The following is a 25,245-nucleotide window of genomic DNA, read 5'->3' as shown; positions in this document are numbered from 1 at the left end:
CCCCCGCGGCCCCCCGGCCCGGCCAAAACCGGCGGTTATTGGCCCGCCCCGCAAACAAACCATCTGTATTTCCTCGGGTGGCTGTCTGGATTGTTTCGCTGCGCTCGCAATGACGGTGTGGCGACATTCTGCGTCACATTCTCAATGAAAATCCCGCGATGGCGGCAGGATGCGGACGTTGCGGGGGTGACGGATTTTTTGCGCCGGCATATCCGCGTGGGCCCCGGGATCGTCGTTGAGGGGCTCGATCAGATCGGCGCCTGCCGGCACCGGATGCTTGCGGCTCAGCGCGTCGTTGGCGAGGCCGACCAGATCGTGCGAGCGGTCGACCATGCGCTGGGCGATGAGATGCGTCACCTTTTCGGGGCTGCTCTGGATATAGCCCTCGACCAGGATGAGGCGCGCGCCCATCACCTCCTTGCGGTACTGCTCCATGATCTTGGGCCACACCACGACATTCGCGATGCCGGTCTCGTCCTCCAGCGTCATGAACACGACGCCGCTGGCGCTGCCCGGCCGCTGCCGCACCAGCACCACGCCGGCGCAGCGGACGCGGCGCCGCTCGTTCTCATGGCTGACGTCCCTGCAGGCCACCACACGCTCGCGCGAAAACATCTCGCGCAAAAATTCCATCGGATGGCCCTTCAGCGATAGCCGGATGGTCTGGTAGTCCGCGACCACCTGCTCGGCCCGCGGCATCTCCGGCAACGGTTTTGCGTGCTCGTCCGGCTGCTCGCGCGCGGTCGCGGCCTCGAACAGCGGCAGCGACACGTCGTCGGGCAGCCGCCGCACCTGCCACAGCGCCTCGCGGCGGTCGAGGCCGAGCGAGCGGAACGCGTCGGCATCCGCGAGCAGGATCAGCGCACGCTTGGGCAGCCCGGTGTCGCGGGCGAAGTCTTCGAGCGAGGTGAAGGGACCGCTGTTGCGGGCGTCGATGATCAGGTCGGCCCAGTCTTTCTGAGTGACGTAGACCTTGCCTTGCCGTTTCGCCTGCGCCTCTTTGAGCAACTCCTCATCGGGATCGAGCCAGTGAAAGCCGTCGATCTGACGGAAGCCCAGGCGCACGGCGCAGTATTTGCCGTCGGTGTTCTCCAGCGTGTTTTGCGCAAAGCTGCAGGATACGTCGATGTCGCGCACCTCGACGCCGTTCTTGCGGGCGTCGCCGACGATCTGCGCCGGCGCGTAAAAGCCCATGGGCTGCGAGTTCAACAGGCCGCAACAGAACGCATCGGGGTGATGATATTTCAGCCATGACGAGATGTAGACGAGCTGAGCAAAGCTCGCGGCATGGCTCTCTGGAAAACCGTAGGAGCCAAAGCCCTTGATCTGGTCAAAGCAGCTTCTGGCGAAGTTGGGATCGTAGCCGCGCGCGACCATGTTGCCGATCAGCTTCTCCTCGTATTGGCCGATGGTGCCGACATTGCGGAAGGTCGCCATTGAGCGGCGCAGGCCGTTAGCCTCCTCGGAGGTGAACTTTGCTGCTTCGATCGCGATTCGCATGGCCTGTTCCTGAAACAGCGGCACGCCCTTCGTCTTGTGCAGCACCTTGTAGAGTTCATCCGCGGGACCATGCTCGGGCGATGGCGAGGGATAGGTCACTTTCTCGATCCCGTTACGCCGTCGCAAATAGGGATGCACCATGTCGCCCTGGATTGGCCCCGGCCGCACGATCGCGACTTCGATGACAAGGTCGTAGAAGGTCCGCGGCTTCAACCGCGGCAACATGTTCATCTGGGCGCGGCTCTCGACCTGGAACACGCCGAGGGATTCCCCAGCACACAGCATGTCGTAAACCTTGGGATCGTCCTGAGGGACACTCGCCAGCACCCAGCGCTTGCCCTTGTGGTGGTCGATCAAATCAAAACATTTCCGGATGCAGGTCAGCATGCCCAGCGCGAGCACGTCGACCTTCATCATGTTGAGCGCGTCGACGTCGTCCTTGTCCCATTCGATGAAGGTGCGGTCGTCCATCGCGGCGTTGCCGATCGGCACATAGGTGTCGAGCCGGTCCTGCGTCAGTACATAGCCCCCGACATGCTGGGAGAGATGGCGCGGGAATTCGATCAGCTCGGTCGCGAGCTCGACCGCGAGGTTGATCATGGGATTGTTGGGATCGAGCCCGGCCTGCCTGACCTGCATGTCGTTGAGGCCCTTGCCCCAGCTTCCCCAGACGGTGTCGGCAAGCGCAGCGGTGACGTCCTCGGTCAGGCCCAGCGCCTTGCCGACGTCACGGATGGCGCTGCGCGGGCGGTAATGGATGATCGTGGCGATGATCGCGGCGCGGTGGCGGCCGTAGCGGCGATAGACATATTGCATCACCTCCTCGCGCCGCGAATGCTCGAAATCGACGTCGATGTCAGGCGGCTCCAGCCGCTCCTTGGAGATGAAGCGCTCGAACAGGAGATCGACGCTGGTCGGATTAACGGAGGTGATGCCGAGCACGTAGCAGACCGCTGAGTTCGCCGCCGATCCCCGCCCCTGGCACAGGATGTTCTGGCTGCGCGCATAATGCACGATGTCGTGCACGGTGAGGAAGTAGTGCGCGTATTTCAGCTCTGCGATCAGCGCGAGCTCTTTCTTCAGGGTCGCGCGAAGCTTGTCATCGATGTTGCCGCCGAAATATGTCTGCACGCCCGCCCAGGTCAGATCCTCCAGATGCCCCTGCGCGGTCTTGCCCCGCGGCACAGGTTCGTCCGGATACTGGTATTTGAGTTGGTCGAGCGTGAAATCGATCTTGCCCGCAAAGCGCATGGTCTCCGCGATCGCCTCGGGAAAATCTCGGAACAGCCGCGACATTTCGCGTGGCGTCTTCAGGAAGCGCTCGGCATTGGCTTCGAGCTTCCGTCCGACCGCCTCGATCGTGGTCTTTTCCCGGATGCAGGTGAGCACGTCCTGGAGCGGGCGGCGGCCGGGATGGTGATAGAGCACCTCGTTGGTTGCGAGCAGCGGCACGTTTGCTTTGGCGGCGAGATCATCGAGCCGCGCCAGGCGGCGGCGGTCGTCGCCGCGATAGACCAGGCTCGCCGCCAGCCACACGCCCTCGGCGCGGCTGTCCTTAAGCTTGGCGAGAACATCCAGCGCCTGCGCGGGCTCGAAGCGATGCGGCAGCGTCAGGACCAGGAGCTGGCCCTCGGAAAACTCAAGAAGGTCGACAAAAGTGAGATGGCATTCGCCCTTCTCGATCCGCGTGATGTCGTCGCCGCGCTTGCCCCTGGTGAGGAGCTGGCACAGCCGGCCATAGGCGGCGCGGTCGCGCGGATAGACAAAAATGTCGGGCGTTCCGTCGATGAAAACGATGCGCGCGCCGATCAGCAATTTCGGCTTGTGCAGCACCTTGTCATTGTCGAGCTCCTTGTAGGCGCGCACGACGCCGGCGAGCGTGTTGTGGTCGGCAATGCCGATCACGGGAATGCCGAGGATGCTCGCCTGATGCACATAGGCGCGCGGATCCGAGCCGCCGCGCAGGAAGGAGAAGTTGGTGGTGATGCCGATCTCGGCATAAGCGGGCGTGTTCATGCGAAGAGACCGTGCACATACCAGTTGGGGGGAATGGGTTTACCTTCGTCGTCGAACACCTCTCCTTCGTAAAGACCGTCGCGAAAGATCCAGAAGCGCAGGCCTTCGGCATCCTCGATGCGGAAATAATCCCGCGTCAATTGCTTGCCGTCCTGCCGCCACCATTCCATCGCGATGCGCTCGGGCCCTTCCACCCGCACCACCGCATGCAGCGCGCGCCGCCAGGTGAACTGATGCGGCGGGCCGTCGGGCACGGTCGCGAACGGCACCTTGATCGGCTCCGGTCTGTCGAACAGCCGCAGGGGGCGCAGCGGCGGCTCGCTCTCGGCGCGCGCCGGCCATTCGGCCTGCATGGCCACGGCGAGATGGTGCTGGGCAGGCGCGGCCAGCACCGCACATTCCGGGATATGGGTATCCTCAGGCAAATGCACGACGACGCGCTTTCCGCCGATGCGCGCGGCGATGCGGTCGATCAGCGCGGCGAGCTCGTCATTGTCATGGACATGGGCGTCGAGATCGCGCTGCTCCTGCACCACGATCTCGGTGCGGCTTGCCGACAGTCGTACCATGTCGAAACCGAAGCCGGGATCCAGCGGATCGGCGAGCGCATCGAGGCGCTCGCGGAACAGCCGGTCGATGACTTTGCTTTGCGTGACCGGCCGCCCGGTCTCGACCATGATCGCGCGCACCACGCCGTCGGTGCGAAAGAAGGCGGCTTCCAGGCGCCGCGCACCCTTGCCCTGCTTCTCCATGGACGCGATCAGCGTGTCGGCCAGCCGCGACAGCGTCATCGCGATCATGGTGTCGGTGGCGATCGGTTCGGCAAAGCGCTTCTCCACGATGTAATCCGGCAGCGGTTTGCGCGGATTGATCGGGGCATCGCCATGCCCCTGCGCATGCGCGAGCAGCGTGGAGAACCGCGCGCCGAACCGCGCCGTGATCTCATGCGGCTCGCGCGAGGCGACATCGCCGATGGTTTTCAGGCCGGCGCGACGCAGGCCCGTGGTGATGGCCTCGCCCGCACCGAGCGCGGACACCGGCAGCCGGCTGACCGCCGCCGCCTCCCCGCCATCGGCGACGATGGTGCCGGAGGCCTGCCGCGTCAGCGTGCGCGCGCAGACCGAGGTGCCGGCGATCGCCGCGCTGACGGCAAAACCCTGACGGGCGAGCCCGCGGACGAAGGTCTGCAACAACGCAGCCTCGCCGCCGAACAGATGCGCGCAGCCGGTGATGTCCAGAAACAGCCCGTGCGGCGGATCGAGCGCCACCAGCGGCGTGAAGCGATCGCACCAGTCGGCGACGTCGCTGAGCGTCTTCGCATCGGCCACGACATCGGCGTCGAACACTTTCAAGTCCGGACACATCGCCCGTGCATTGGCCAGGGGCTGGCCGATGTGCAAGCCGAGGCGCTCGGCGGCTTCGTCCAGCGCATGGATCACCAGCGCATTGTTGTCCTTGATGACGACGATGCTCGGATCATTGGTCTTACCCAGCGCGCCGAAGAACCGCTGAATCCGATCGATGGGCAGGCGTGGCAGCCACAGGCTGAGGATACGTCGACGGTTCAGAGAACTGGCACTCATCACATTTCCATTCCATGATCCACCGGCCGCAGGGGCCATGACGATTGCGCAAGAGCTCGGCATCGAAGCGCGGCGCGCCCCAGGCACTCCATGCCGGGCCCGGCGGCGAATGCGCCGCGCGCAGCATCCATCGCGTCTCCGCGGTCGAGGGCAGCGGCTGCGCGGCCATCCGCAACATCAGGCCGGTGACACCGGACGATTGCGCGGCCAGTGTCAGCTTACGGCTCGCCACGAGATCGAACTGCCGCGTCTCACCCCAGAGCTCGAGCACGACGGCGCCAAGCGCGTCGCAGGCGAGCGCATCGGCCGAGGTCCGCAACGCGCTCTCGACATCGGCGGCGCGCACCATCACCACGCGGCGCGGATCGAGACCGATCTCGGCAAGCCCGCTCATCGACAGCGCGCCGGTCTCGAGTTCCGAAAAATCCTGCCGCACCCACAGCAGCGGCCGGCGCCGCGAGACACGCCCCGCAAGCCCCATGACAAAACCCGTCGCGGCGGTTCCCTGCCGGCCCTCGCAAAACACCTCGTGGATCACCGCGCGCGCGAGCCCGCCCTTCAGCGCGCTGTCGACCTCGTCGTGGCCGAGCGCGACGCGATCGTGCTGATGCACGACCTCCGCCGTCTCGATGCGCTCGATCTGGCCGCGCAAGGTCGCAAGCGCGTTCATCCGTGCGCCGCTCATATACGCCGCTCCTTCAGAGGTGATTGCCGAGGTTCTCAAAAATAAGAACCTGCGGCTGGCTCATTTGTTCATGATATGTTCTAATATAAAGCTAACAGCGGCCGGGGAGTCAATCGAATTGGTGCTCATCCGGATTCGTAAGCTGAATCAAAGGGATTCCACGATGGACGTACAACGCAAGCTGGAGATTCTGGCTGATGCCGCCAAATACGATGCGTCGTGCGCCTCCAGCGGCACCGAGAAGCGGGATTCCAGCGACGGCAAGGGCATGGGCTCGACCGCACCGGGCATGGGCATCTGCCATTCCTACGCGCCGGACGGACGCTGCATCTCGCTGCTCAAAGTGCTCCTGACCAACGCCTGCAATTACAACTGCCTTTATTGCGTCAACCGCGCCTCTTCCAACGTGCCGCGTGCCCGCTTCACCATCGACGAAGTGGTCAAGCTCACGCTCGACTTCTACCGGCGCAATTACATCGAGGGCTTGTTTCTCTCCTCCGGCATCATCCGCAGCCCCGACTACACCATGGAGCAGGTGGTCAGCGTCGCGCGCAAACTGCGCGAGGAGCATCACTTTCGCGGCTACATCCATCTCAAGACCATTCCCGAGGCCGACGACGCGCTGATCGCGGAAGCCGGCAAATATGCAGATCGCCTCTCCATCAACATCGAGATGCCTGAGGAGACGAGCCTGCAGCAATACGCACCGGAAAAGGATGTGCGCGCGATCCGCCGCACCATGGGCCGGCTGCGGCTGAAGCTCGACGAGGCTGAGGAAAACCGCAGCACAAAGACGAAGGCGAGGCCGCAGCGCTTCGCGCCCGCCGGACAGAGCACGCAGATGATCGTCGGCGCCGACGCGGCCTCCGATCACACCATTCTCCACACCAGCTCCAATCTCTATGGCTCCTACAGGCTGCGGCGCGTCTATTACTCCGCCTTCAGCCCGATCCCCGATGCCAGCCGCGCTTTGCCTCTGGTACAGCCGCCGCTGCTGCGCGAGCACCGGCTCTACCAGGCCGACTGGCTGATGCGGTTCTACGGTTTCGACGTTGCGGAGATCGTCGATGACAACGCGATGCTGCCGCTCGACATCGATCCGAAGCTCGCCTGGGCGCTGCGCCATCGCGACCGCTTCCCGCTCGACGTCAACCGCGCCAGCCGCGAGGAGCTGTTGCGCGTGCCCGGCTTCGGCACCAAGGCGGTCGAACGCATCATCGCGACCCGGCGCACCACCACGATCCGCCTCTCCGATCTCGCGCGGCTGCACGTGCCCCGCAACAAGGCGCTGCCTTTCATCGTCCTCAGCGATCACCGCCCCGCGCCGCACCGCCTCGACGAGGCGCGGCTGATCGAACGGTTCAAGCCGAAGGCAACACAACTGGGGTTTGGCTTCTGATGCAGTACATCACCCTCGACACCGAAACCGATTTCGACGGCTGGCGCAAAGCCGCGCGGTCGCTCGTGCTGCATCATGTGCCGCCAACCGATGCCACCTGGACCGTACAAGGCGGCGAAGCCGAGCTGTTCGCACCGCCCGCGCCGTCTCCGATATTTGAGGTGAACGACGGCACCTTCAACGTCTCGGCAAAATTCGTCGAGCTCGCCAAGGCCGCGATCCTGCATCGCGACGGCGAGCGCTTTGCGATCCTCTATCGCCTGCTCTGGCGCTTGAAAGACAATCACGATCTCATCGAGGTCGCGACCGATCCCGATGTCGCGCAAGTCACCGCCATGGCAAGAGCAGTCCATCGCGACGAGCACAAGATGCATGCCTTCGTGCGCTTCCGCGAGATCGGACGCGAGCGCGCGGCGCATTACGTCGCCTGGTTCGAGCCGGAGCATCACATCGTCGAGCTTGCCGCGCCGTTCTTTGCCAAGCGCTTCGCCGACATGCCCTGGTCGATCCTGACACCCGATCTGTGTGCGCATTGGGACGGCCACGCGCTCTCGTTCACGTCGGGCGTGAGCAAGAACGAAGCACCCGGCGAAGACCGGTTGGAGGAAACCTGGCGGCGCTACTACGCCAGCATCTTCAATCCGGCGCGGCTGAAGGTGAAGGCAATGCAGACGGAGATGCCGAAGAAATACTGGAGGAACCTGCCCGAGGCGTCGATCATTAAGCCCTTGATCGAGGACGCCGAGCGCATGACCGGCGCCATGATCGCCAATGCCGCAACCGATCCGCACAAGCCCCAGAAGCGGCCGGAGGCTCCGATGCCACGCAAGCTGGCTGCCGACGATCTCGAAGCGCTCCGCGAGGAGGCCGCGCATTGCCGCGCCTGCCCGCTCTACAAGGACGCGACGCAGACCGTGTTCGGCGAGGGCCCGAAAGACGCGACCATCATGCTGGTCGGCGAGCAGCCCGGCGACAAGGAAGACCTCGCCGGCCACCCCTTCGTCGGCCCGGCCGGCCAGATGCTCGACCGTGCGCTTCAGGAAGCCGGCGTCGACCGCAACAAGGTCTACGTCACCAACGCGGTCAAGCACTTCAAATTCGTGCCGCGCGGAAAGATCCGTCTGCACCAGAAGCCGGCGACGCCGGAGATCCGGGCGTGCCGGCAATGGTACGAGCGGGAAGTTTCGGCAATCCAGCCCGAGCTCATCGTGGCAATGGGCGCCACCGCCGCGCAAAGCGTGTTCGGCAAGATCATCCCGATCGGCAAGACCCGTGGCCGGCTCATAGACCTGCCCGACGGCCGCAAGGCGCTGGTGACGGTGCACCCGTCCTATCTGCTCCGACTGCCCGATCCGGAAGCCAAAGTGCTGGAATATCAGCGCTTTGTCGAAGACCTGAAGATTGCCGCCGGCTTGCAGAAGAAAGCCGCACGCGCCGCCTAAATACTGGCAAATACTGGAGGGAAAGCGACTTTACGACGCAGCTGTCATCCAGCCTTCAAATCCATCGCGGACAATAGCCCTTCAAATTAGTTAAGGGGCGTCCAAAAATGACAGATGTTGCATTCGACCGTGCGGTAGGCGATCCGACGCCTGTCCAGCCGGCTTCCAGGCCAAATCTCGACAAGGGTTTTAACCCGCTCACGATGATCCTGTTCTTCGGCATCCTTGCCGCAGGCCTGCTGTTCGTTGCCTACAGCATCTATGTCGACGTCAACGCGACCGGCACGAAGGTGACGACCTTCCTGCCCTACATCCTCTTGTTCGTCGCGCTGCTGATCGCGCTCGGCTTCGAATTCGTCAACGGCTTCCACGACACCGCCAACGCGGTGGCGACCGTGATCTACACCCATTCGCTGCCGGCTGAATTCGCGGTGATGTGGTCGGGCTTCTTCAACTTCCTCGGCGTGCTGCTGTCCTCCGGCGCGGTCGCGTTCGGCATCGTCTCGCTGCTGCCGGTCGAGCTGATCCTCCAGGTCGGCTCCAGCGCCGGCTTCGCCATGGTGTTCGCACTCTTGATCGCCGCGATCATCTGGAACCTCGGTACCTGGTATTTCGGCCTGCCCGCCTCCTCCTCGCACACGCTGATCGGCTCGATCATCGGCGTCGGCATCGCCAATGCCGTCATGCGCGGCCGCGACGGCACCTCGGGCGTCGACTGGAGCAAGGCCACCGAGATCGGCTACGCGCTGCTGCTGTCGCCGCTGTTCGGTTTCATCTGCGCCGCCGTGCTGCTGCTGCTGCTCAAGTTCATCGTGCGCAACCCTGCGCTCTATGCCGCGCCCGAAGGCAACAAGGCGCCGCCGCTGTGGATCCGCGGCCTGCTGATCGCAACCTGCACCGGCGTCAGCTTCGCCCACGGCTCGAACGACGGCCAGAAGGGCATGGGCCTGATCATGCTGATCCTGATCGGCACCGTGCCGACCGCTTACGCGCTTAACCGCGCGCTGCCGGAGAGCCAGGTCGCCCAGTTCCAGAAGGTCTCGGACGCAGCCTCCAAGGTGATCGCGGCCAAGGGCGCCGGTCACTCGATCATCGGCGATCCCCGTCCTGCGGTGACGCAGTACATCACCTCGCACCACATCAGCGAAGGCACCTACCCCTCGCTGTCGGTGCTGGTGAAGGATGTCGGCGACCAGGTCGCGAAGTACGGCTCGCTCAACAAGGTACCGGCGGAAGTGGTCGGCAACACCCGTAACGACATGTACCTGACCTCGGAAGCGATCCGCTTCCTGATGAAGGACAAGGAAAACGACCTCAACAAGGAAGAGGTCGCGACCTTGAACGCCTACAAGGGCGGCCTCGATAGCGCCACGAAGTTCATCCCGACCTGGGTGAAGGTCGCCGTCGCCATCGCGCTCGGCCTCGGCACCATGGTCGGCTGGAAGCGCATCGTCGTCACCGTCGGTGAGAAGATCGGCAAGACCCATCTCACCTACGCACAGGGCGCCTCCGCCGAGCTGGTCGCCGCCGCCACGATCGGCGCCGCCGACGTGTTCGGCCTGCCGGTCTCGACCACCCACGTGCTGTCGTCCGGCGTCGCCGGCACCATGGCCGCGAACGGCTCGGGCCTGCAGATGGCGACCATCCGCAACCTGCTGATGGCCTGGGTGCTGACGCTGCCCTGCGCGATCGCGCTGTCGGCCACGCTGTATGTGATCTTCTCGCAGATTTTCTGAGCCGATCATTCCGCAAAGACAAAGGGCCCGTGCGATGCACGGGCCCTCTTCGTTTGTGCTTCGGTTCGGCGTTAAGACGCCGCGAGCGACTCCTCGACCAGCTTGACCCAATAGGACGTACCGAACACGATCGCCTCGTCGTTGAAATTGTAGGCGGGGTGATGCAGACCGGCGCTGTCGCCGTTGCCGCAGAAGATGAACGCGCCGGGCCGCGCTTCCAGCATGTAGGCGAAATCCTCGCCGCCCATCAGCGGCGGCATCTCGTGCACATTGGCCTCGCCGGCAACGTTCCTGGCGATGCGCCGCGCCACCTCGGTCTCCGCGGCGTGGTTGTTCACGACAGGGTAGTTGCGCTTGTAGTGCAGGTCGATCTTGGCACCGGTGATCTGCGCCACGCCCGCCACCACTTCGTGCACGCGCTTCTCGACCAGCTTGCGCACCTCCGGCGACAACGTGCGGATGGTGCCCCTCAACGTCGCAGTCTGCGGAATGACGTTGCGGGCATTGCCGGCGTGGAATTCGCAGATCGAGATCACGGCCGATTCCAGCGGATCGACGCTGCGGGCGACGATCGACTGCAGCGCGGTGATCACCTGCGCGCCGACCAGCACGGAATCGATGCACTTGTGCGGACGCGCGGCATGGCCGCCGAGGCCCTCGATCATGATGTCGACCTCGTCGGTCGCCGCCATGATCGGGCCCGGCCGGATCGCGAACGAGCCGATCGGGATGCCCGGGCCGTTGTGCATGCCGTAGACCTGCTCGATGCCGAAGCGCTCCATCAGGCCGTCCTTGACCATGGCCGCGCCGCCGGCGCCGCCCTCCTCGGCAGGCTGGAAGATCACCACAGCATCGCCGGCGAAGTTGCGGGTCTCGGCGAGGTAGCGGGCCGCACCGAGCAGCATCGCGGTGTGGCCGTCATGGCCACAGGCGTGCATCTTGCCCGGAGTCTTGGAGGCGTAAGGCAGGTTGGTCTGCTCGTCGACGGGCAGCGCGTCCATGTCGGCACGCATGCCGATCACCTTGAGCCCGTCGCCGGCCGGCTTGCTGCCCTTGATCACGCCGACCACGCCGGTCTGCCCGAGGCCGGTCACAACCTCGTCGCAGCCGAACTCGCGCAGCCGGTCCGCAACGAATGCTGCGGTGCGGTGAACATCGTACAGCAGCTCCGGATGCTGGTGGATGTCCCGGCGCCAGGCCTGAATATCGGGTTGGAGGTCGGCGACGCGGTTCACGATGGGCATGGAGGGTCTCAAGCCTTGTTGGGAATACAGGACTGTCTACCATGCAAGCACCAGTCCACCTAACTCCCGTGGATCGAGGGTCCCCTGTGCTCTCGTCATGGCCGGGCTTGTCACCAGCTTGTCTTGGCCATCCACGTCTGACTATTAGGACGGAAAGCGCGTGGATGCCCCGGACAAGCCCGGGCATGACGCCTGTTTGGGTGGAAGCAGAATGCCGAGGCGCCTCGAAGGTGAGTTTGACTACATTGTCGTCGGAGCCGGCACGGCCGGCTGCATCATCGCCAACCGCCTCTCGGCCGTATCAGGGAATCGCGTCCTCATTCTCGAAGCCGGCGGCGACGACAACTGGATCTGGTTCCACATTCCGGTCGGCTATCTCTTCGCGATCGGCAATCCGCGCTCGGACTGGATGTTCAAGACCGAGGCGGAGCCGGGCCTGAACGGCCGCTCGCTGGCCTATCCCCGCGGCAAGGTGATCGGCGGCTCTTCGGCGATCAACGCCATGATCTCGATGCGCGGACAGGCCGCCGATTACGACCACTGGCGCCAGCTCGGCATGACCGGTTGGGGTTATGACGACGTGCTGCCGCTGTTCAAGAAACTCGAAGATCACTTCCTCGGTGCGAGCGAGCATCATGGCACCGGCGGCGGCTGGCGCATCGAGGCGCCACGGCTGTCATGGGCCGTTCTCGACGCCGTCGGCGACGCCGCCGAGGAGATGGGCATCAAGCGCATTCCCGATTTCAACACCGGCGACAACGAAGGCACCAGCTATTTCCACGTCAACCAGAAGCGCGGTCGGCGCTGGTCGTCCGCACGGGGCTTCCTCAAGCCGGCGCTGAACCGTCCCAACCTGCGGCTCGAGAAGAACGTGCTGGTCGACCGTCTCATCATCGAGCAGGGCCGCGCCGTCGGCGTGCGCTTCATCCAGAATGGCGAGGTCATCGAGGCGCGTGCCAAGCGCGAGGTGATCCTCTCGGCAGGCTCCATCGGCTCGGTGCAGGTGCTGCATCGCTCCGGCATTGGTCCCGCCGACTGGCTGTCGCCGCTCGGCATCGACATCGTGATGGACAAGCCCGGAATCGGTCGCAACCTCCAGGACCACCTCCAGCAGCGCGCGATCTACAAGGTCGAGGGCGTGCGCACGCTGAACGAGACCTACTACAATTTGTTCCGCCGTGGCCTGATGGGGCTCGACTACGCCTTCCGCCGTCGCGGACCGCTGACCATGGCGCCGTCGCAGCTCGGTATCTTCACCCGCTCCGACGCGACGCGCGCCCGCGCCAACATCCAGTTCCACGTGCAGCCGCTGTCGCTCGACAAGTTCGGTGATCCCCTGCACCGCTTCCCCGCGATCACGGTGAGCGCCTGCAATCTGCAGCCGACCTCGCGCGGCACGGTGCGGCTGCGCTCGGCGAGCGCGGACGAGAAGCCGATCATTGCGCCGAACTATTTGTCGACCGACGACGACCGCCAGGTCGGCGCCGACGCCATCCGGACCACGCGGCGACTGATGCAGCAGAAGGCGCTCGCCAAATATCGCCCGAGCGAATATCTGCCCGGCCCCACCGTCGGCGACGACGATGCCTCGCTCGCCAAGGCCGCCGGCGACATCGGCACCACCATCTTCCATCCCGTCGGCACCGCGAAGATGGGCGCGGCGAATGATCCGATGGCGGTGGTGGACGAGCGGCTGCGTTTCTACGGCCTGAGCGGCCTGCGCATTATCGACGCGTCGATCATGCCGACGATAACGTCAGGCAATACCAACACGCCGACCGCGATGATCGCCGAGAAGGGTGCGACGATGATTTTGGAGGATGCGAAGTAGCGCCCCAACCATGATCAGCCCGCATCTCTTTTCAATCGGCCCGGCCGACACAGAGATCGCCATGCTGCAATGGGGCGAGAGCGGGAGGCCGCCCGCGCTGCTCGTGCACGGCACCGGTTTCGTCGCCGACGTCTGGGACGAGGTCGCGCGCGAGCTTGCATCGAGCTACACCGTCTATGCGCTCGACCGCCGCGGCCACGGCGCGAGCCACAAGCCCGATGCCTATCATTTCCTTGATTATGCCGAGGATGTCTGCCGGGTGATCGATGCGCTCGATCTGCGCGACGTCTATGGCATCGGCCACAGCGCCGGCGCGACCGATCTTCTGCTCGCGACGAAACTTCGGCCCGGACGCTTCACACGCCTGTTCGTGATGGAGCCGACCGTGATGGACCCGCGCGCGGCGCGGCCCGGGGGATTGAACGAAGAGTCCCTCGCTCGCGTCCAGGGCACGCTGCGCCGGCGGGCCGAGTTCGACAGTGCCGACACCGTGTTCGAGCGCTACCGCGCTGCGCCGGCGTTTGCCGATTGGACCGAGACCTCGCTCCGGGCCTATGTCCAACACGGCTTCGTACCGCTGGAGAATGGCCGGGTTCGGCTTTGCTGCACGCCCGAGATCGAATTCGCAATCCTGCGTCCGATCTACGAGGCGATGGAGCAGGTCTATGTCGGCGATGCCCGCGGCAACCCGTTTGCAGGGCTCGCCGAGATCGAATGCCCCGTCCGCGTCGCGACCGCCGCGAAGTCGGGGCCGATCTACAAGGAGATGGCGCGACGCGCCGTGTCGCTGATTCCGCGTGTCAGCACGATGGTCTTTGAGGGTGCCGGGCACTGCGTGGCGCAGGAAGTGCCGGAACGCGTGGTAGCCGCCGTGCGGGAATTCGCGAAATAAGTCTCGCGCCCCGGACGCGCTGCAGCGTGCAACGCTGCTGCGCAGAGCCGGGGCCCAGACAACCCGAGCCGCGTGGGTCCCGGCTCTGCGGCGCACCGCCATAGCGCGTCGAAGACGCGCGTGAACGCGCTTTTGGGCGCTGCACCGCGTCCGGGACACGAGACCCTACCACCTCACGAAAACGTCATCGCATCCGGGAATAAGTCTCCCCCTCCCCCAATCACCTCCCCGAAGCCCAATTCCGGGCGAAGTGGAGACGTGCGATGAGCGGACACGATCACGGGGACGGCGTCAGCCGCCGCAAGGTGCTGGAATGCATGACCTGGGCCGGCACCGGGGTGCTCTGGACCATCACGGGCGGCGTGCCGCGCTCGCTCGGCATCATCGATTCCGCGCAGGCCGCGACCGCGGCCGCGCCCGGCATGACCTTCCTCCAGATCAGCGACAGCCATGTCGGCTTCGACAAGCCGGCGAACCCCAACGCGCTCGGCACGCTGGAGGAGGCCATCAACAAGATCAACGCAATGCCGGCAAAACCCTCCTTCATGATCCACACCGGCGACATCACGCACCTGTCGAAGGCCGCCGAGTTCGACAATGCCGACCGCATCATCTCGCAGAGCAAGCTCGACGTGCACTACGTGCCTGGCGAGCATGACTTTCTCGACGAGGAGGTGAAATTCTATCGCGAGCGTTACGGCCGCGGCACCAAGGGTGCAGGCTGGTATTCGTTCGACGCCGGCGGCGTACACTTCATCGGCCTCGTCAACGTCGTCGACCTCAAGGGCGGCGGTCTCGGCAATCTCGGCGCCGAGCAACTCGCCTGGCTCGAGGACGATCTGCGCGGCAAGTCGAAATCGACGCCGATCGTGCTGTTCGCGCATATCCCGCTTTGGACGGTCTATCCCGAATGGGGCTGGGGCACCGAGGACGGCGGCCGCGCGCTGGAACACGTGAAAGGCTTCGGCTCCGTCACCGTGCTGAACGGCCATATCCATCAGGTGATGCAGAAGGTCGAGGGCAACGTCACTTTCCACACCGCGCGCTCGACTGCGTTCCCGCAGCCCGCGCCGGGGACCGCGCCCTCGCCCGGACCAATGAAGGTCGAGGACGCAAAGCTGCGCGGCATGCTCGGCGTCGCCAGCATCAACTTCAAGCAGAACGAGCAGCGGCTCGCGATCATCGACACGCCACTGCAGGGTTGATCCAAGATTGAACGGAAAAAGGCTGAACGGAAGCTGACAATGAAAACACTCAATCGCCGCGACTTCGGTGTCGCCGTGGTCGCGGCCATCCTGTTGCCCGCAACGACGGCCCGTGCCGACGACATGGAAGTGCATATCGACAATTTCGTTTTCCAGCCGGCCGAGTTGAAGATCAAGCTCGGCACCACCGTGACCTGGACCAACCGGGACGACATCCCCCACACCGTGGTGTCGGCCGGCAAGTTCAGGTCCAAGGCCCTGGACACCGACGACAAGTTCTCGTTCACCTTCACCAATGCGGGCGACTACAAATATTTTTGTTCGTTGCACCCGCACATGACGGGGATGATCAAGGTTGAGTAACGTCTCAAACCAAGGCATCAACGTCTTGCCCGGCCGGTGGTCCCACGCCGGCCGGGCTCGTGTGCCTTCCGTCACACACGGGGACGAAACAAACAGGGACGAAACAACGCGACGCGCAGAACAAGAGGCAAAGCGAGGAGCGATGCCCGCCAACGACGATTTGCAGAAGGCGCAGCGCTTCCGCGAAGCCGCGCTGCCCTATCTCGACGACGTCTACACGCTCGCGCGCTATCTGCTGCGCGATGCCTCTGATGCCGAGGACGCGGTGCAGGAGTGCTATCTCCGCGCGCTGAAGCACTTCGACAGCTATCGCGGACCGGCGATGAAGCCCTGGCTGTTCGCGATCCTGCGCAACGTCTGCAACGCCGAATACGCGCGGCGCGCGCACAGGCCCAGCGCGATCGAGGATACGCCCGGCGCCGCCGAGCAGACGCCGATCTGGCAGGAGAGCGAGGCGAGCCCCGAGACCGAAGTGCTGCGCAGCCGCGATGCCGGCGCCATCCGCAAGCTGATCGACGCGCTCGCCGAACCGTTCAAGGAAACATTCGTGCTGCGGGAGATCAACAACCTGTCCTATCGTGAAATCGCCGAGGCCGTCGGCGCCCCCGTCGGCACCGTGATGTCCCGCCTCGCCCGCGCCCGCGCCATGCTGCGCGCGGCCTGGACGGCGGAAGAGGAGCACTCTCGATGACCTGCGACGAAGCAAAAATCCTGCTTCACGCGCTGCTCGACAACGAGCTCGATGCTGGCCACGCGCGCGAGGTCGAAGCCCACATTGCCAGTTGCCCGGACTGCGCCGCGGAGTTTGCCGCACAACGCGAGATGCAGCGCGTGCTCGCCGACACCGATTTGCGCTATGCTGCGCCGGCTAGCCTGCGCGCCCGGATCGAAGCCTCGCTGCCACAGCCGCAGCGCCGGCAACCGACCCGCCGCTCCGTGCTGCGCGGCTTTGCGATGGGCTCTGCCGTCTCCGCGCTCGCCGCCTCCGGCGTCGTCGCCGTGGTGCTGCGCCAGGACGACCAGCAGCGCATCCTGTCGGAGGTCGTCTCCGCGCATCTGCGCTCGCTTCAAGCCGGCCACCTCATCGACGTGGTTTCCACCGACCAGCACACCGTGAAGCCGTGGTTCAACGGCAAGCTCGACGTCGCCCCGCCCGTGATCGATCTCACCGCGCAAGGCTTCACGCTGGTCGGCGGCCGGCTCGACTATATCGACGCCCGCGCCATCGGCGCCGTCGTCTACAAGCGCCGGCAGCACGTGATCAATTTGTTCGTATCGCAGACATCGAACGCGGAATATCGCGCGCCGAAGACCGAGACCATGCAGGGCTTCAACTGCCGCCGCTGGGGCAATCGCGGCCTGAACTTCTGGGCCGTCAGCGATATCGGCGCCGACGAGCTCGCCGAATTCGTCGACAAGTTCGAGGCGGCGATGAAGGCGAATGTGGAGGGGTAACTGAAACCAGCGTCATTGCGAGCGGAGCGAAGCAATCCAGCCCGCATCCGCAGAGGGATACTGGATTGCTTCGCTTCGCTCGCAATGACGATTGCTGAGATAGATCGGCGAATTTACGCCGACCGCCGCACCGCGTTGTCCACCAGCGTCTTGCCGAGCGACCAGATCGCGCCGGGGACCTTGTGACTGCCGGCGATGACGTCGTCGAAGGCGCGCTCGATCCAGCCGCAGTCTTCCTCGGTGATGGTGAGCGGCGGCAGCAGCTTGATGGTGTGGCTGCCGTGACCGGCGACCTGCGTGAGGATCTTGTGGTCCTTGAACAGCGGCACGGTGATGAGCTGGCAGAACAGGCCCTTGTTGGCAGCTTCCAGCACGTTCCAGGACGCCCGGAGCCGCAGCGACTTCGGCGGGCCGAACTCGACGCCGATCATCAGGCCCTTGCCGCGCACTTCCTTCATCAGCTCGTAGCCGGGCACCATGCGCGTCAGCGCCAGGCGCAGCTCGGCGCCGCGCTTGGCGGCGGACTCGATCAGCTTCTCGGACTCCATGACGTCGAGCGTCGCGATGCCCGCGGCCATCGCCAGATCGTTCTTGGAGAAGGTGGAGCCGTGCACCACCGCGCGGTCCATCTGGTTGAAGATCTTGTCGAAGATGCTCTTGCGCGTCAGCACGGCACCGACCGGCACGTGGCCGCCGGACAGCGACTTCGACAGCAGCACCATGTCGGGCTCGACGTTCCAGTGCTCGACCGCCAGGAATCGGCCGGTGCGGCCCATGCCGGTCTGGATCTCGTCGGCGACGAACAGCGTGCCGTATTTCTTGCAGAGCGCGGCAGCGCCCGGCAGGAACTCGTCGGTGGGCATGTTGACGCCCTTGCCCTGGATCGGCTCGACGACGAAGGCCGCGACCTCGCGCGAGGCCAGCGCCTTTTCGAGCGCGGCGAGGTCGTTGAACGGAATTGAGGTGCAGCCGGGCAGCAGCGGCTCGAAGCCGGTGCGGAAGTTCGAATCACCTGTCAGCGACAGCGCGCCGTAGGTCAGGCCATGATAGCCGTGGGCGCAATAGACGATGCCGGGACGGCCGGTGGCGCCGCGCGCGAACTTGATTGCCGCTTCGACGCATTCGGCGCCGGAATTGGCGAAGAACGCCTTGTCGAGATAGGGGACGTATTTCAGCAGCCGCTCGGCGAGCACGCCGGCGAGCACCGAGACGTCGAACTGGACCAGATTGGGCAGGTCGGCATCGAGCACGCTCTTGAGCGCCTCGCGCATGACGGGGTGATTGCGCCCGATCGCGAACACGCCAAAGCCGGACAGCAGGTCGAGATAGCGCGCCCCCTCGCGATCGTAGAGGTACTGCCCCTGCCCCTTCTGGAAGCCGACATCGTAGCCGATGGTCTTGAGAACCCGAACGAACTGCTCGTTCAGATACCGATTATGCAGGGTGCTGCGCTGGGCCTGACGGTCCGCGAATAGCTGAGACATGTCTGGATTTGGGCTGTGCATCCGCTACATACTTCGCTTGAGGGCCGGCTCGTCAACTGAAAAGGGACCGTTACCGAAAACGGTCTGTGCGGCCTTTTGCCCTTTTTCGGACCATCTTCGCAAGCACAGCTTTAAACCATGTTGCACTGCCAAGGAACTATCATGCGTTTAGCCCTTTACACCGGACTAATACTGGCTGGTGGTTACACCTGCCTGACACCCGCGCTCGCCGCCGATCCCACCGGCGACTGGCGGGTCGCCGACGCCGTCGCCAACATTCGTGTCGCCCAATGCAATGGCAGCATGTGGGGCGCGGTTTCCTGGGAAAAGCAGCCCGGCGGCCGCGATGAATACAATCCGGATGCGTCGAAAAAGACCAGGCCGACGCTGGGCATGGCGACCCTGATCGACATGAAGAAGAAGCCCGGCGTCGATCAGTGGGAAGGGCAGGTCTACAACGCCAAGGACGGCCAGCTCTACAGCGCAACCATCACGACCGTCGGCACCGACCAGCTCGAAATCAAGGGCTGCGTGATGGGCTTCCTCTGCGGCGGCGAGACCTGGACCCGCGTCGCCCCGCCGATTCCTTTGAGCACCGCCAACGCCATGGCCAAGGGCGCGCCAAAGCCCACCGGCGCGGCGCCGAAAGTCCAAGGCAACAACGGCGGCACCACAGGCGGCCCGACAACAGGCGGCACGACCGGCGCCAGCGCCCCAGCGCCGGCCCCTGCCCCCGCAGCCCAGAAGACCGCTACCACCGCCAAGCCCGGTCAGAAGAACGCCGCCGACCCGGTCGGCGACATCTGCCTACTCCCTGAGATTGCGGGGTTTGCCCATTAGGGCCGGCTGGAACAGCAGCACTGCGGCAAGCGTCGTCACCAGCGAGAGTGCGAGCAGCTTGCCCATGCTGGACGTTCCGGGGTGGCTCGACAGCCACAGGCTGCCGAACGCGGTCGCCGTCGTCAGCGCGCTGAAAAAGATTGCGCGCGTCAGGCTGGTCTGCAGAAGGTTTGTCCTGCCAGAGCGCCAGGCCACGACATAATAGATCTTGAAGGCGACGCCGACGCCGAGCAGCAGCGGGAACGCGACGATGTTGGCGAAGTTGAGCGGCAGGCCGATCAACACGCAGATTTCGAGCGTAACCGCGCCGGCGACCAGCAGCGGCACCAGCGTCATCAGCACGTCGACGAACCGCCGCAGCGTGATCCAAAGCAACAGGCCGATCACCAGCAGCGCGTAGATGCCGGCGTGGATGAACGCCTTCACCACGGTGTCACCGGATTTCAGGATCGAGACCGGCCCGCCGATCGCGGTCGGCTCGGCAGCGAGCACGGCGGCTGCAAATTTGCGCAGCGTGTCGTTGTCATTGGGATCGCCCTTCGGCTGCGCCTCGACGCGGATGATCCCGTCCTTGCTCTTCCAGGCGCTGACGAGCTCGGGGGGCAGTGAGGCCAGGGTGACCGGCCCGGCCTGCATCGCGTTCCTGAGCTGGCCGAACGCGATCTTCAGCGGCGTGACGAACACGTCCTGCGCCTTGTTCCGCGTGGCCTCGTCGCCATTGGCGAGCTTTTCGAGCGCGTCCGCCAGCCGGCGCGAGGCGACGGCGCCCGGGCCCTTCGTGTCACCGGCGGTCCGGCGCAGATTGTCGACCGAGGATTTCAACGCCTCGACGTTTTCCTTGTCCGTTGGCGCAGCGTCGACCTGGTCAGGATTGAGCGCGGGGTTGAGCACCTTGGCGCCCTGCGCGAGCAGCTTCAGCTTTGGCGCCTGGTCGGTCGGCACGAAGCTGTCGAGCGACATCACGCGCAGCACCTCCGGCACCTTCTCCAGCTTCGCCTCGACCTGCCTCGCCTGCTCCTCGGACGTGGTCATCACGTTGATGGCATTGGCGCCGGTGTTCGGATCCTTGCGCAAATCGAGGAAGGTCGCGATCGACTCGGCCTTCGGGTTGCGCAGGTTCATCGGGTTGAAGTCGAACTTCAGGAAGTAGAGCAGCGGCAGACCGGCGAGCGCCAGCAGCAACGTGCCGCCCACGACCAGCACACGGTGCTTCTCCAGAAAGTAATCGAGCGGCGCCAGGAAGGCATAACCGACGGGCTCCTGCTCACCGGGCGGGTTCAACAGCTTCAGCATTGCGGGCAGTACGGTGATGCTGGAGAGGAACGCCACCAGCATGCCGACGCCGGCGATCTGGCCGAGCTCGGAGATGCCCTTGTAATCGGTGGGCAGGAAACAGAGGAAGCCGGCGGCGGTCGCCATTGCCGCCAGCGACAGCGGCACCGCGGAGCGCTTGGCGGCAAGCACCAGCGCGCCGGAGAGATCGTTGTGCTTGTAGCGCTCCGAGCGGTAGCGGACGCTGTACTGGATACCAAAATCGACGCCCAGTCCCACGAACAGTACGGCGAACGCGATCGACAGCAAATTGAACGAGCCGACCATCATCAGGCCGGCAGCGGTCGTCAGCGCAAGGCCGACGAAGAGATTGACGAACACCGCGAAAATGATCTTCGACGAGTGCAGCGCCATCCACAGGATGAGCAGCACGACCAGCACAGTCCCGACGCCGTTGACGACGGCGCCTTCCTGGACGGTGGCGTATTCCTCGTTGGCGATCGGGACCGGACCGGTCAGTCGCACTCGTGCCTGGTACTTGTTCGCAAAATCCAGATCAACTGCCGCCTTGCGGATCGCGTCGGTGGCGCCCTTGCCGGGCTCCAGCGCGTTGTAGTCCAGGATCGGCTTGAACTCGATGAAGGCGCGCTTATCGGAATCCGTCAGCGGCTCGTCGCTGACGAGCTCACGCCAGGAGAAGCTCGCTTTGCCCTTGTTGAGCACGGTCTCGACCGTTTGCGCGATCTGATTGAAGGGCCGCGCGGTATTGTCGAGCTTGACCTGGCCGCGCTTGACGCCGGCAAGTCCCGTCTCCAGCGCGCCGGTCAGGCCGCGGATCGAGGGATCACCGGCCATGATCTCGACCAGGGGCGCTGCGGATTCGAACTGGCTGGTGATCTTGCCGACCTCTTCGGTCGGCAGGAACAGCAAGCCGTTCTTCTCAAAGAACTCGCCGGTGCCGAGCTGCTGCATCGACTGGAAGTCGGTCTTGTTGTCCTTCAGCTTGGCGAAGAGCGCATCCGCTGCCGCGGTCGCCATCTCCGGCGTCCTGGCCTCGACGACCGCGAGAATCGTCGCGTCGCGGTCGAAGGCACGGTCGAACTGCTGGTCGCGCTGGCGCCAGTCCAAATTCTGGGCAATCAGCGAATTGATGTCGGTGTTGATGGCGAAATGCTTAGACGTGTAATAGCCCGCCCCGACCGAAAGCAGGAGCCCGAGAACGACGACGAGGGAGGCAAACCGGGTGCAGGCCCTGACGATGGCAACGACTACGCTTTGCAGCATCTTTTCTTTCTGCGGTTAACAGCTTGCCGGAAACGCCCGCTGTTTATCGGAGTTCCCCGGCGAAACCTATTGCTGTTTTGAGTGGTTCTCGCCGCACGAAGGTTCGAGGTAAACGGCGACAGACCTAGGCAAAATCATGCGGGGCGGTCGGTATAGCCGGTGACTTGAGGCGGGAAAGTGGCGAAGCGGTGAGCACAAATGTCGCCATTTTGCTCAGAGCGCATGCCCTATTATAATACCGCGGATGCGCACGGTAACGGAACCAGGGTTTCATCCGGTCTTTCCTTTTTGCCGATTTTTTGACACAAAGTGCTGTGCCTCCATGCGCCGGGGCCCAAGTAGGGTGGGCGGTTACCGCGTGCGCGAAACCAATGGTGCGGTTATTGCAACTCATTGGACAGTATCGAAGTGCCGCCGGGGACTTGAGAAGCGGATTGGTGCAAATTGCGTGATGGGCGTCCTATGGAAGTTTATCTAGCGCAGCCGCGCGGCTTTTGCGCGGGCGTGGTGCGTGCGATCGAGATCGTGGAACGGGCGCTGGAGAAGTACGGCCCGCCCGTCTACGTGCGCCACGAGATCGTGCACAACAAGTACGTGGTCGAGAGCCTGAAGAACAAGGGCGCGATCTTCGTCGAGGAACTGTCCGAGGTTCCGCCGAAAGCCGTGACCGTTTTCAGTGCCCATGGCGTCGCCCGCAGCGTCGAGGAAGAGGCTGCCGCGCGCGACCTTCCGGTGCTCAATGCCACCTGCCCCCTGGTCACGAAAGTTCACAATCAGGGGAAACGCTACATCTCCAGGGGCCGCACCCTGATCCTGATCGGCCATGCCGGCCACCCCGAGGTCGAGGGCACGATGGGCCAGGTTCCCGCCCCGGTGCTGCTTGTCCAAAGCGTTGAAGAGGTTAAGGCCTTGACGCTGCAGGCGGATACGCCAGTGGCCTACATCACCCAGACCACCCTGTCGGTCGACGACACCAAGGACATTATTGCGGCCCTCCAGGCCCGCTTTACAGATATTCAAGGCCCGGATATCCGGGATATCTGCTATGCGACACAGAACCGCCAATCTGCGGTAAGGGACTTGAGCAAGCTGGTCGACGTGATCTTGGTGGTGGGCGCTGCCAATAGCTCGAACTCGAACCGGCTCCGCGAAATCGGCACGGAGGCCGGCGTCGCGAGTTATTTGATTGCCGACGGCAGCGCGCTCAATCCGGAGTGGTTGAAAGATGCCAAGACCGTCGGCGTCACGGCCGGCGCTTCGGCGCCTGAGGTACTCGTGGATGACGTGATCGAAGCGATGCGGCGGATCGGACCAGTCAAGGTCTCGGTGCTGCCGGGCCGCGAGGAAAACATCGAATTCCGGCTTCCGGCCGAACTGGCTGCGAGCTGACCCACCCGAATTCCTAGCCCAGAAAGAAACTTGTAATGGCTATCCCCTTCTTCAAGGAAATGCGTATCGGCGGCTATTTGCTCAAGCAGAAACTGCTTGGCCGCAAGCGCTATCCGCTCGTGCTGATGCTGGAGCCGCTGTTCCGCTGCAACCTCGCCTGCGTCGGCTGCGGCAAGATCGATTATCCGGATGCGATCCTCAACCGCCGCATGACCGCCCAGGAGTGCTGGGACGCGGCCGACGAGTGCGGCGCGCCGATGGTCGCCATTCCCGGCGGCGAGCCGCTGATCCACAAGGAGATCGGCGAGATCGTGCGTGGCCTGGTCGAACGCAAGAAGTTCGTCTCGCTCTGCACCAACGCGCTGCTGCTCGAGAAGAAGCTCGACCTGTTCACGCCCTCCCCGTACCTGTTCTTCTCCGTGCATCTCGACGGCCTGAAGGACCATCACGACAAGGCTGTGTCGCAGAAGGGCGTGTTCGACCGCGCCGTCTCCGCGATCAAGGCGGCCAAGGCGCGCGGCTTCACCGTCAACGTCAACGCCACCATCTTCGACGGCCATCCGGCCGAGGAGATCGCGAAATTCCTCGACCTCACCGTCGAGCTCGGTGTCGGCGTCTCGATGTCGCCGGGCTATGCGTATGAGCGTGCGCCGGACCAGGAGCACTTCCTCAACCGCACCAAGACCAAGAAGCTGTTCCGCGACGTCTTCGCGATGGGCAAGGGCAAGAAGTGGAACTTCATGCATTCCGGCCTGTTCCTGGACTTCCTCGCCGGCAACCAGGAATACGAGTGCACGCCGTGGGGCATGCCCGCGCGCAACATCTTCGGCTGGCAGAAGCCCTGCTATCTGCTCGGTGAAGGCTATGCCAAGACCTTCAAGGAGCTGATGGACACCACCGATTGGGAAACCTACGGCACCGGCAAGTACGAGAAGTGCGCCGACTGTATGGCCCATTGCGGCTACGAGCCGACGGCTGCGACCGCTGCCATCAGCCACCCGCTGAAGGCGATGTGGGTGTCGCTGCGCGGGATCAGGACCACGGGCCCGATGGCGCCCGAGATCGACATGACCAAGCAGCGTCCGGCGCAGTACATCTTCTCGGCGGAAGTGCAGAAGCGCCTGTCGGAGATCCGCAAGGACGAGGCGGCCGCGGCGCAGGAGAAGGCGGCCCGCAAGGCTTCGACTGCCGCGTAAGCACGCGAGTCGGTACGAACGAAAAAGGCCCGGTCGCCACCGCGACCGGGCCTTTTCATCTTCGGCGCGAACGCCCCGCGGCAACGATATCCGTGCTGCGCCCACACCATGTGATCCTGGCGGGACCCGGCCTGCAGGCATTCGACATGATGCGCCGCGCCTATGAGGAGCGGCTCGAGCAAGCGGTGTTGCCATGGCTGCTCAAGTCCACGGCGATCTATCTGCTTCCAAGCGAGTCGGCGGCAATTGTCGAAGGCATGATGCGACGGACGCTGTGGGTCGTGGACCGAAACCGCATGGAGGCGACCGAGTGAGTAGGCACCAAAACGCAAAAGGCCCCGGGGCCCAAATGGGCCCCGGCGATTTTTTTTTTATAAAAAAAGAAACCGCCCCCCGGGGGGACAAGGGCGCCACGGGGTCGCAGCAGGG

At 64.4% G+C, this 25,245-nt stretch carries 18 protein-coding genes and 1 pseudogene; 13 read left to right on the top strand and 6 right to left on the bottom strand.

All coding sequences use genetic code 11. The annotated features are described in order from the left end of the window. Positions 1–141: 141 nt before the first annotated feature. Genes AC0L3X_RS37375 through AC0L3X_RS37365 form a run of 3 tightly spaced genes read right to left on the bottom strand, consistent with a single transcriptional unit; the run spans position 142 to position 5,784 of the window. The gene (locus tag AC0L3X_RS37375; protein WP_063984618.1) at positions 142–3,516 is read right to left on the bottom strand and encodes an error-prone DNA polymerase; all 3,375 of its coding nucleotides are present in this window, start codon (positions 3,514–3,516) and stop codon (positions 142–144) included. Beyond that, positions 3,513–5,099, bottom strand: a complete 1,587-nt coding sequence (locus AC0L3X_RS37370) for a Y-family DNA polymerase (RefSeq protein ID WP_063984619.1) — start codon at positions 5,097–5,099, stop codon at positions 3,513–3,515. The genes AC0L3X_RS37375 and AC0L3X_RS37370 overlap by 4 nt, the downstream gene beginning before the upstream one ends. Continuing rightward, entirely contained in the window at positions 5,002–5,784 is a 783-nt protein-coding gene (locus AC0L3X_RS37365; protein WP_063984620.1) for an ImuA family protein, read from the bottom strand. Before AC0L3X_RS37365 ends, AC0L3X_RS37370 begins: the two co-directional genes overlap by 98 nt. 163 nt (positions 5,785–5,947) lie before the next feature. Between AC0L3X_RS37365 and AC0L3X_RS37360 the strand changes: the two genes are divergently transcribed. The 3 genes from AC0L3X_RS37360 (at position 5,948) to AC0L3X_RS37350 (ending at position 10,361) form a co-directional block, all read left to right on the top strand. Further along, positions 5,948–7,183, top strand: coding sequence for a putative DNA modification/repair radical SAM protein (locus tag AC0L3X_RS37360; protein WP_231144422.1), 1,236 nt, complete (start codon positions 5,948–5,950; stop codon positions 7,181–7,183). Next, complete coding sequence (locus AC0L3X_RS37355) at positions 7,183–8,625, top strand: UdgX family uracil-DNA binding protein (RefSeq protein ID WP_354095224.1); 1,443 nt, start codon at positions 7,183–7,185, stop codon at positions 8,623–8,625. The genes AC0L3X_RS37360 and AC0L3X_RS37355 overlap by 1 nt, the downstream gene beginning before the upstream one ends. 107 nt (positions 8,626–8,732) lie before the next feature. Beyond that, positions 8,733–10,361, top strand: coding sequence for an inorganic phosphate transporter (locus AC0L3X_RS37350; protein WP_063984623.1), 1,629 nt, complete (start codon positions 8,733–8,735; stop codon positions 10,359–10,361). A gap of 71 nt (positions 10,362–10,432) precedes the next feature. On the opposite strand, the gene AC0L3X_RS37345 is transcribed toward AC0L3X_RS37350, so the two are convergent. Then, positions 10,433–11,605, bottom strand: coding sequence for a M20 aminoacylase family protein (locus AC0L3X_RS37345; RefSeq protein WP_063984624.1), 1,173 nt, complete (start codon positions 11,603–11,605; stop codon positions 10,433–10,435). A 211-nt stretch (positions 11,606–11,816) separates the two neighbouring features. Here AC0L3X_RS37345 and AC0L3X_RS37340 point away from each other — a divergent pair, with 211 nt between their 5' ends. The 6 genes from AC0L3X_RS37340 to AC0L3X_RS37315 all read left to right on the top strand — a co-directional run bounded on the left by AC0L3X_RS37340 (position 11,817) and on the right by AC0L3X_RS37315 (position 17,351). Continuing rightward, positions 11,817–13,436: a GMC family oxidoreductase gene (locus tag AC0L3X_RS37340; RefSeq protein ID WP_063984625.1), complete on the top strand. Its 1,620-nt coding sequence runs from the start codon at positions 11,817–11,819 to the stop codon at positions 13,434–13,436. Between the two features lie 10 nt (positions 13,437–13,446). Continuing rightward, complete coding sequence (locus AC0L3X_RS37335) at positions 13,447–14,328, top strand: alpha/beta fold hydrolase (protein WP_063984626.1); 882 nt, start codon at positions 13,447–13,449, stop codon at positions 14,326–14,328. 263 nt (positions 14,329–14,591) lie between these two features. Further along, complete coding sequence (locus AC0L3X_RS37330) at positions 14,592–15,533, top strand: metallophosphoesterase family protein (RefSeq protein ID WP_063984627.1); 942 nt, start codon at positions 14,592–14,594, stop codon at positions 15,531–15,533. A gap of 39 nt (positions 15,534–15,572) precedes the next feature. After that, positions 15,573–15,896, top strand: coding sequence for a cupredoxin domain-containing protein (locus AC0L3X_RS37325; RefSeq protein WP_028146964.1), 324 nt, complete (start codon positions 15,573–15,575; stop codon positions 15,894–15,896). Between the two features lie 142 nt (positions 15,897–16,038). Continuing rightward, a complete protein-coding gene (locus tag AC0L3X_RS37320; protein WP_028146963.1) occupies positions 16,039–16,587 on the top strand; it encodes a sigma-70 family RNA polymerase sigma factor in 549 nt (182 codons plus the stop codon). Then, positions 16,584–17,351 carry an anti-sigma factor family protein gene (locus AC0L3X_RS37315; RefSeq protein WP_063984628.1) on the top strand — a complete coding sequence of 256 codons (768 nt, stop codon included), beginning with the start codon at positions 16,584–16,586 and terminating at the stop codon, positions 17,349–17,351. Before AC0L3X_RS37320 ends, AC0L3X_RS37315 begins: the two co-directional genes overlap by 4 nt. Before the next feature lie 113 nt (positions 17,352–17,464). Here the strand turns inward: AC0L3X_RS37315 and hpnO are convergent, their stop codons facing one another. Then, entirely contained in the window at positions 17,465–18,856 is a 1,392-nt protein-coding gene (gene hpnO, locus AC0L3X_RS37310; RefSeq protein WP_028146959.1) for an aminobacteriohopanetriol synthase HpnO, read from the bottom strand. A gap of 141 nt (positions 18,857–18,997) precedes the next feature. Here hpnO and AC0L3X_RS37305 point away from each other — a divergent pair, with 141 nt between their 5' ends. Further along, positions 18,998–19,675 (top strand): DUF2147 domain-containing protein, encoded by a 678-nt coding sequence (locus tag AC0L3X_RS37305; RefSeq protein ID WP_063984629.1) that lies wholly within the window; start codon positions 18,998–19,000, stop codon positions 19,673–19,675. Here AC0L3X_RS37305 and hpnN read toward each other — a convergent pair. Continuing rightward, positions 19,643–22,231, bottom strand: coding sequence for a hopanoid transporter HpnN (gene hpnN, locus AC0L3X_RS37300; RefSeq protein WP_063984630.1), 2,589 nt, complete (start codon positions 22,229–22,231; stop codon positions 19,643–19,645). The genes AC0L3X_RS37305 and hpnN overlap by 33 nt on opposite strands. A 462-nt stretch (positions 22,232–22,693) precedes the next feature. Between hpnN and ispH the strand changes: the two genes are divergently transcribed. From ispH to AC0L3X_RS37285, 3 genes and pseudogenes are all read left to right on the top strand, one after another. Next, positions 22,694–23,620, top strand: a complete 927-nt coding sequence (gene ispH, locus AC0L3X_RS37295; RefSeq protein WP_063984631.1) for a 4-hydroxy-3-methylbut-2-enyl diphosphate reductase — start codon at positions 22,694–22,696, stop codon at positions 23,618–23,620. Between the two features lie 35 nt (positions 23,621–23,655). Beyond that, a complete protein-coding gene (gene hpnH, locus AC0L3X_RS37290) occupies positions 23,656–24,816 on the top strand; it encodes an adenosyl-hopene transferase HpnH (protein ID WP_063984632.1) in 1,161 nt (386 codons plus the stop codon). A gap of 68 nt (positions 24,817–24,884) precedes the next feature. Further along, positions 24,885–25,130, top strand: a pseudogene (locus AC0L3X_RS37285) (ROK family protein); the annotation flags it as partial. Positions 25,131–25,245 lie beyond the last annotated feature (115 nt).

The organism is Bradyrhizobium sp. MI1.7 (assembly GCF_055811795.1).
This window is presented reverse-complemented; position numbering and strand designations above follow the sequence as displayed.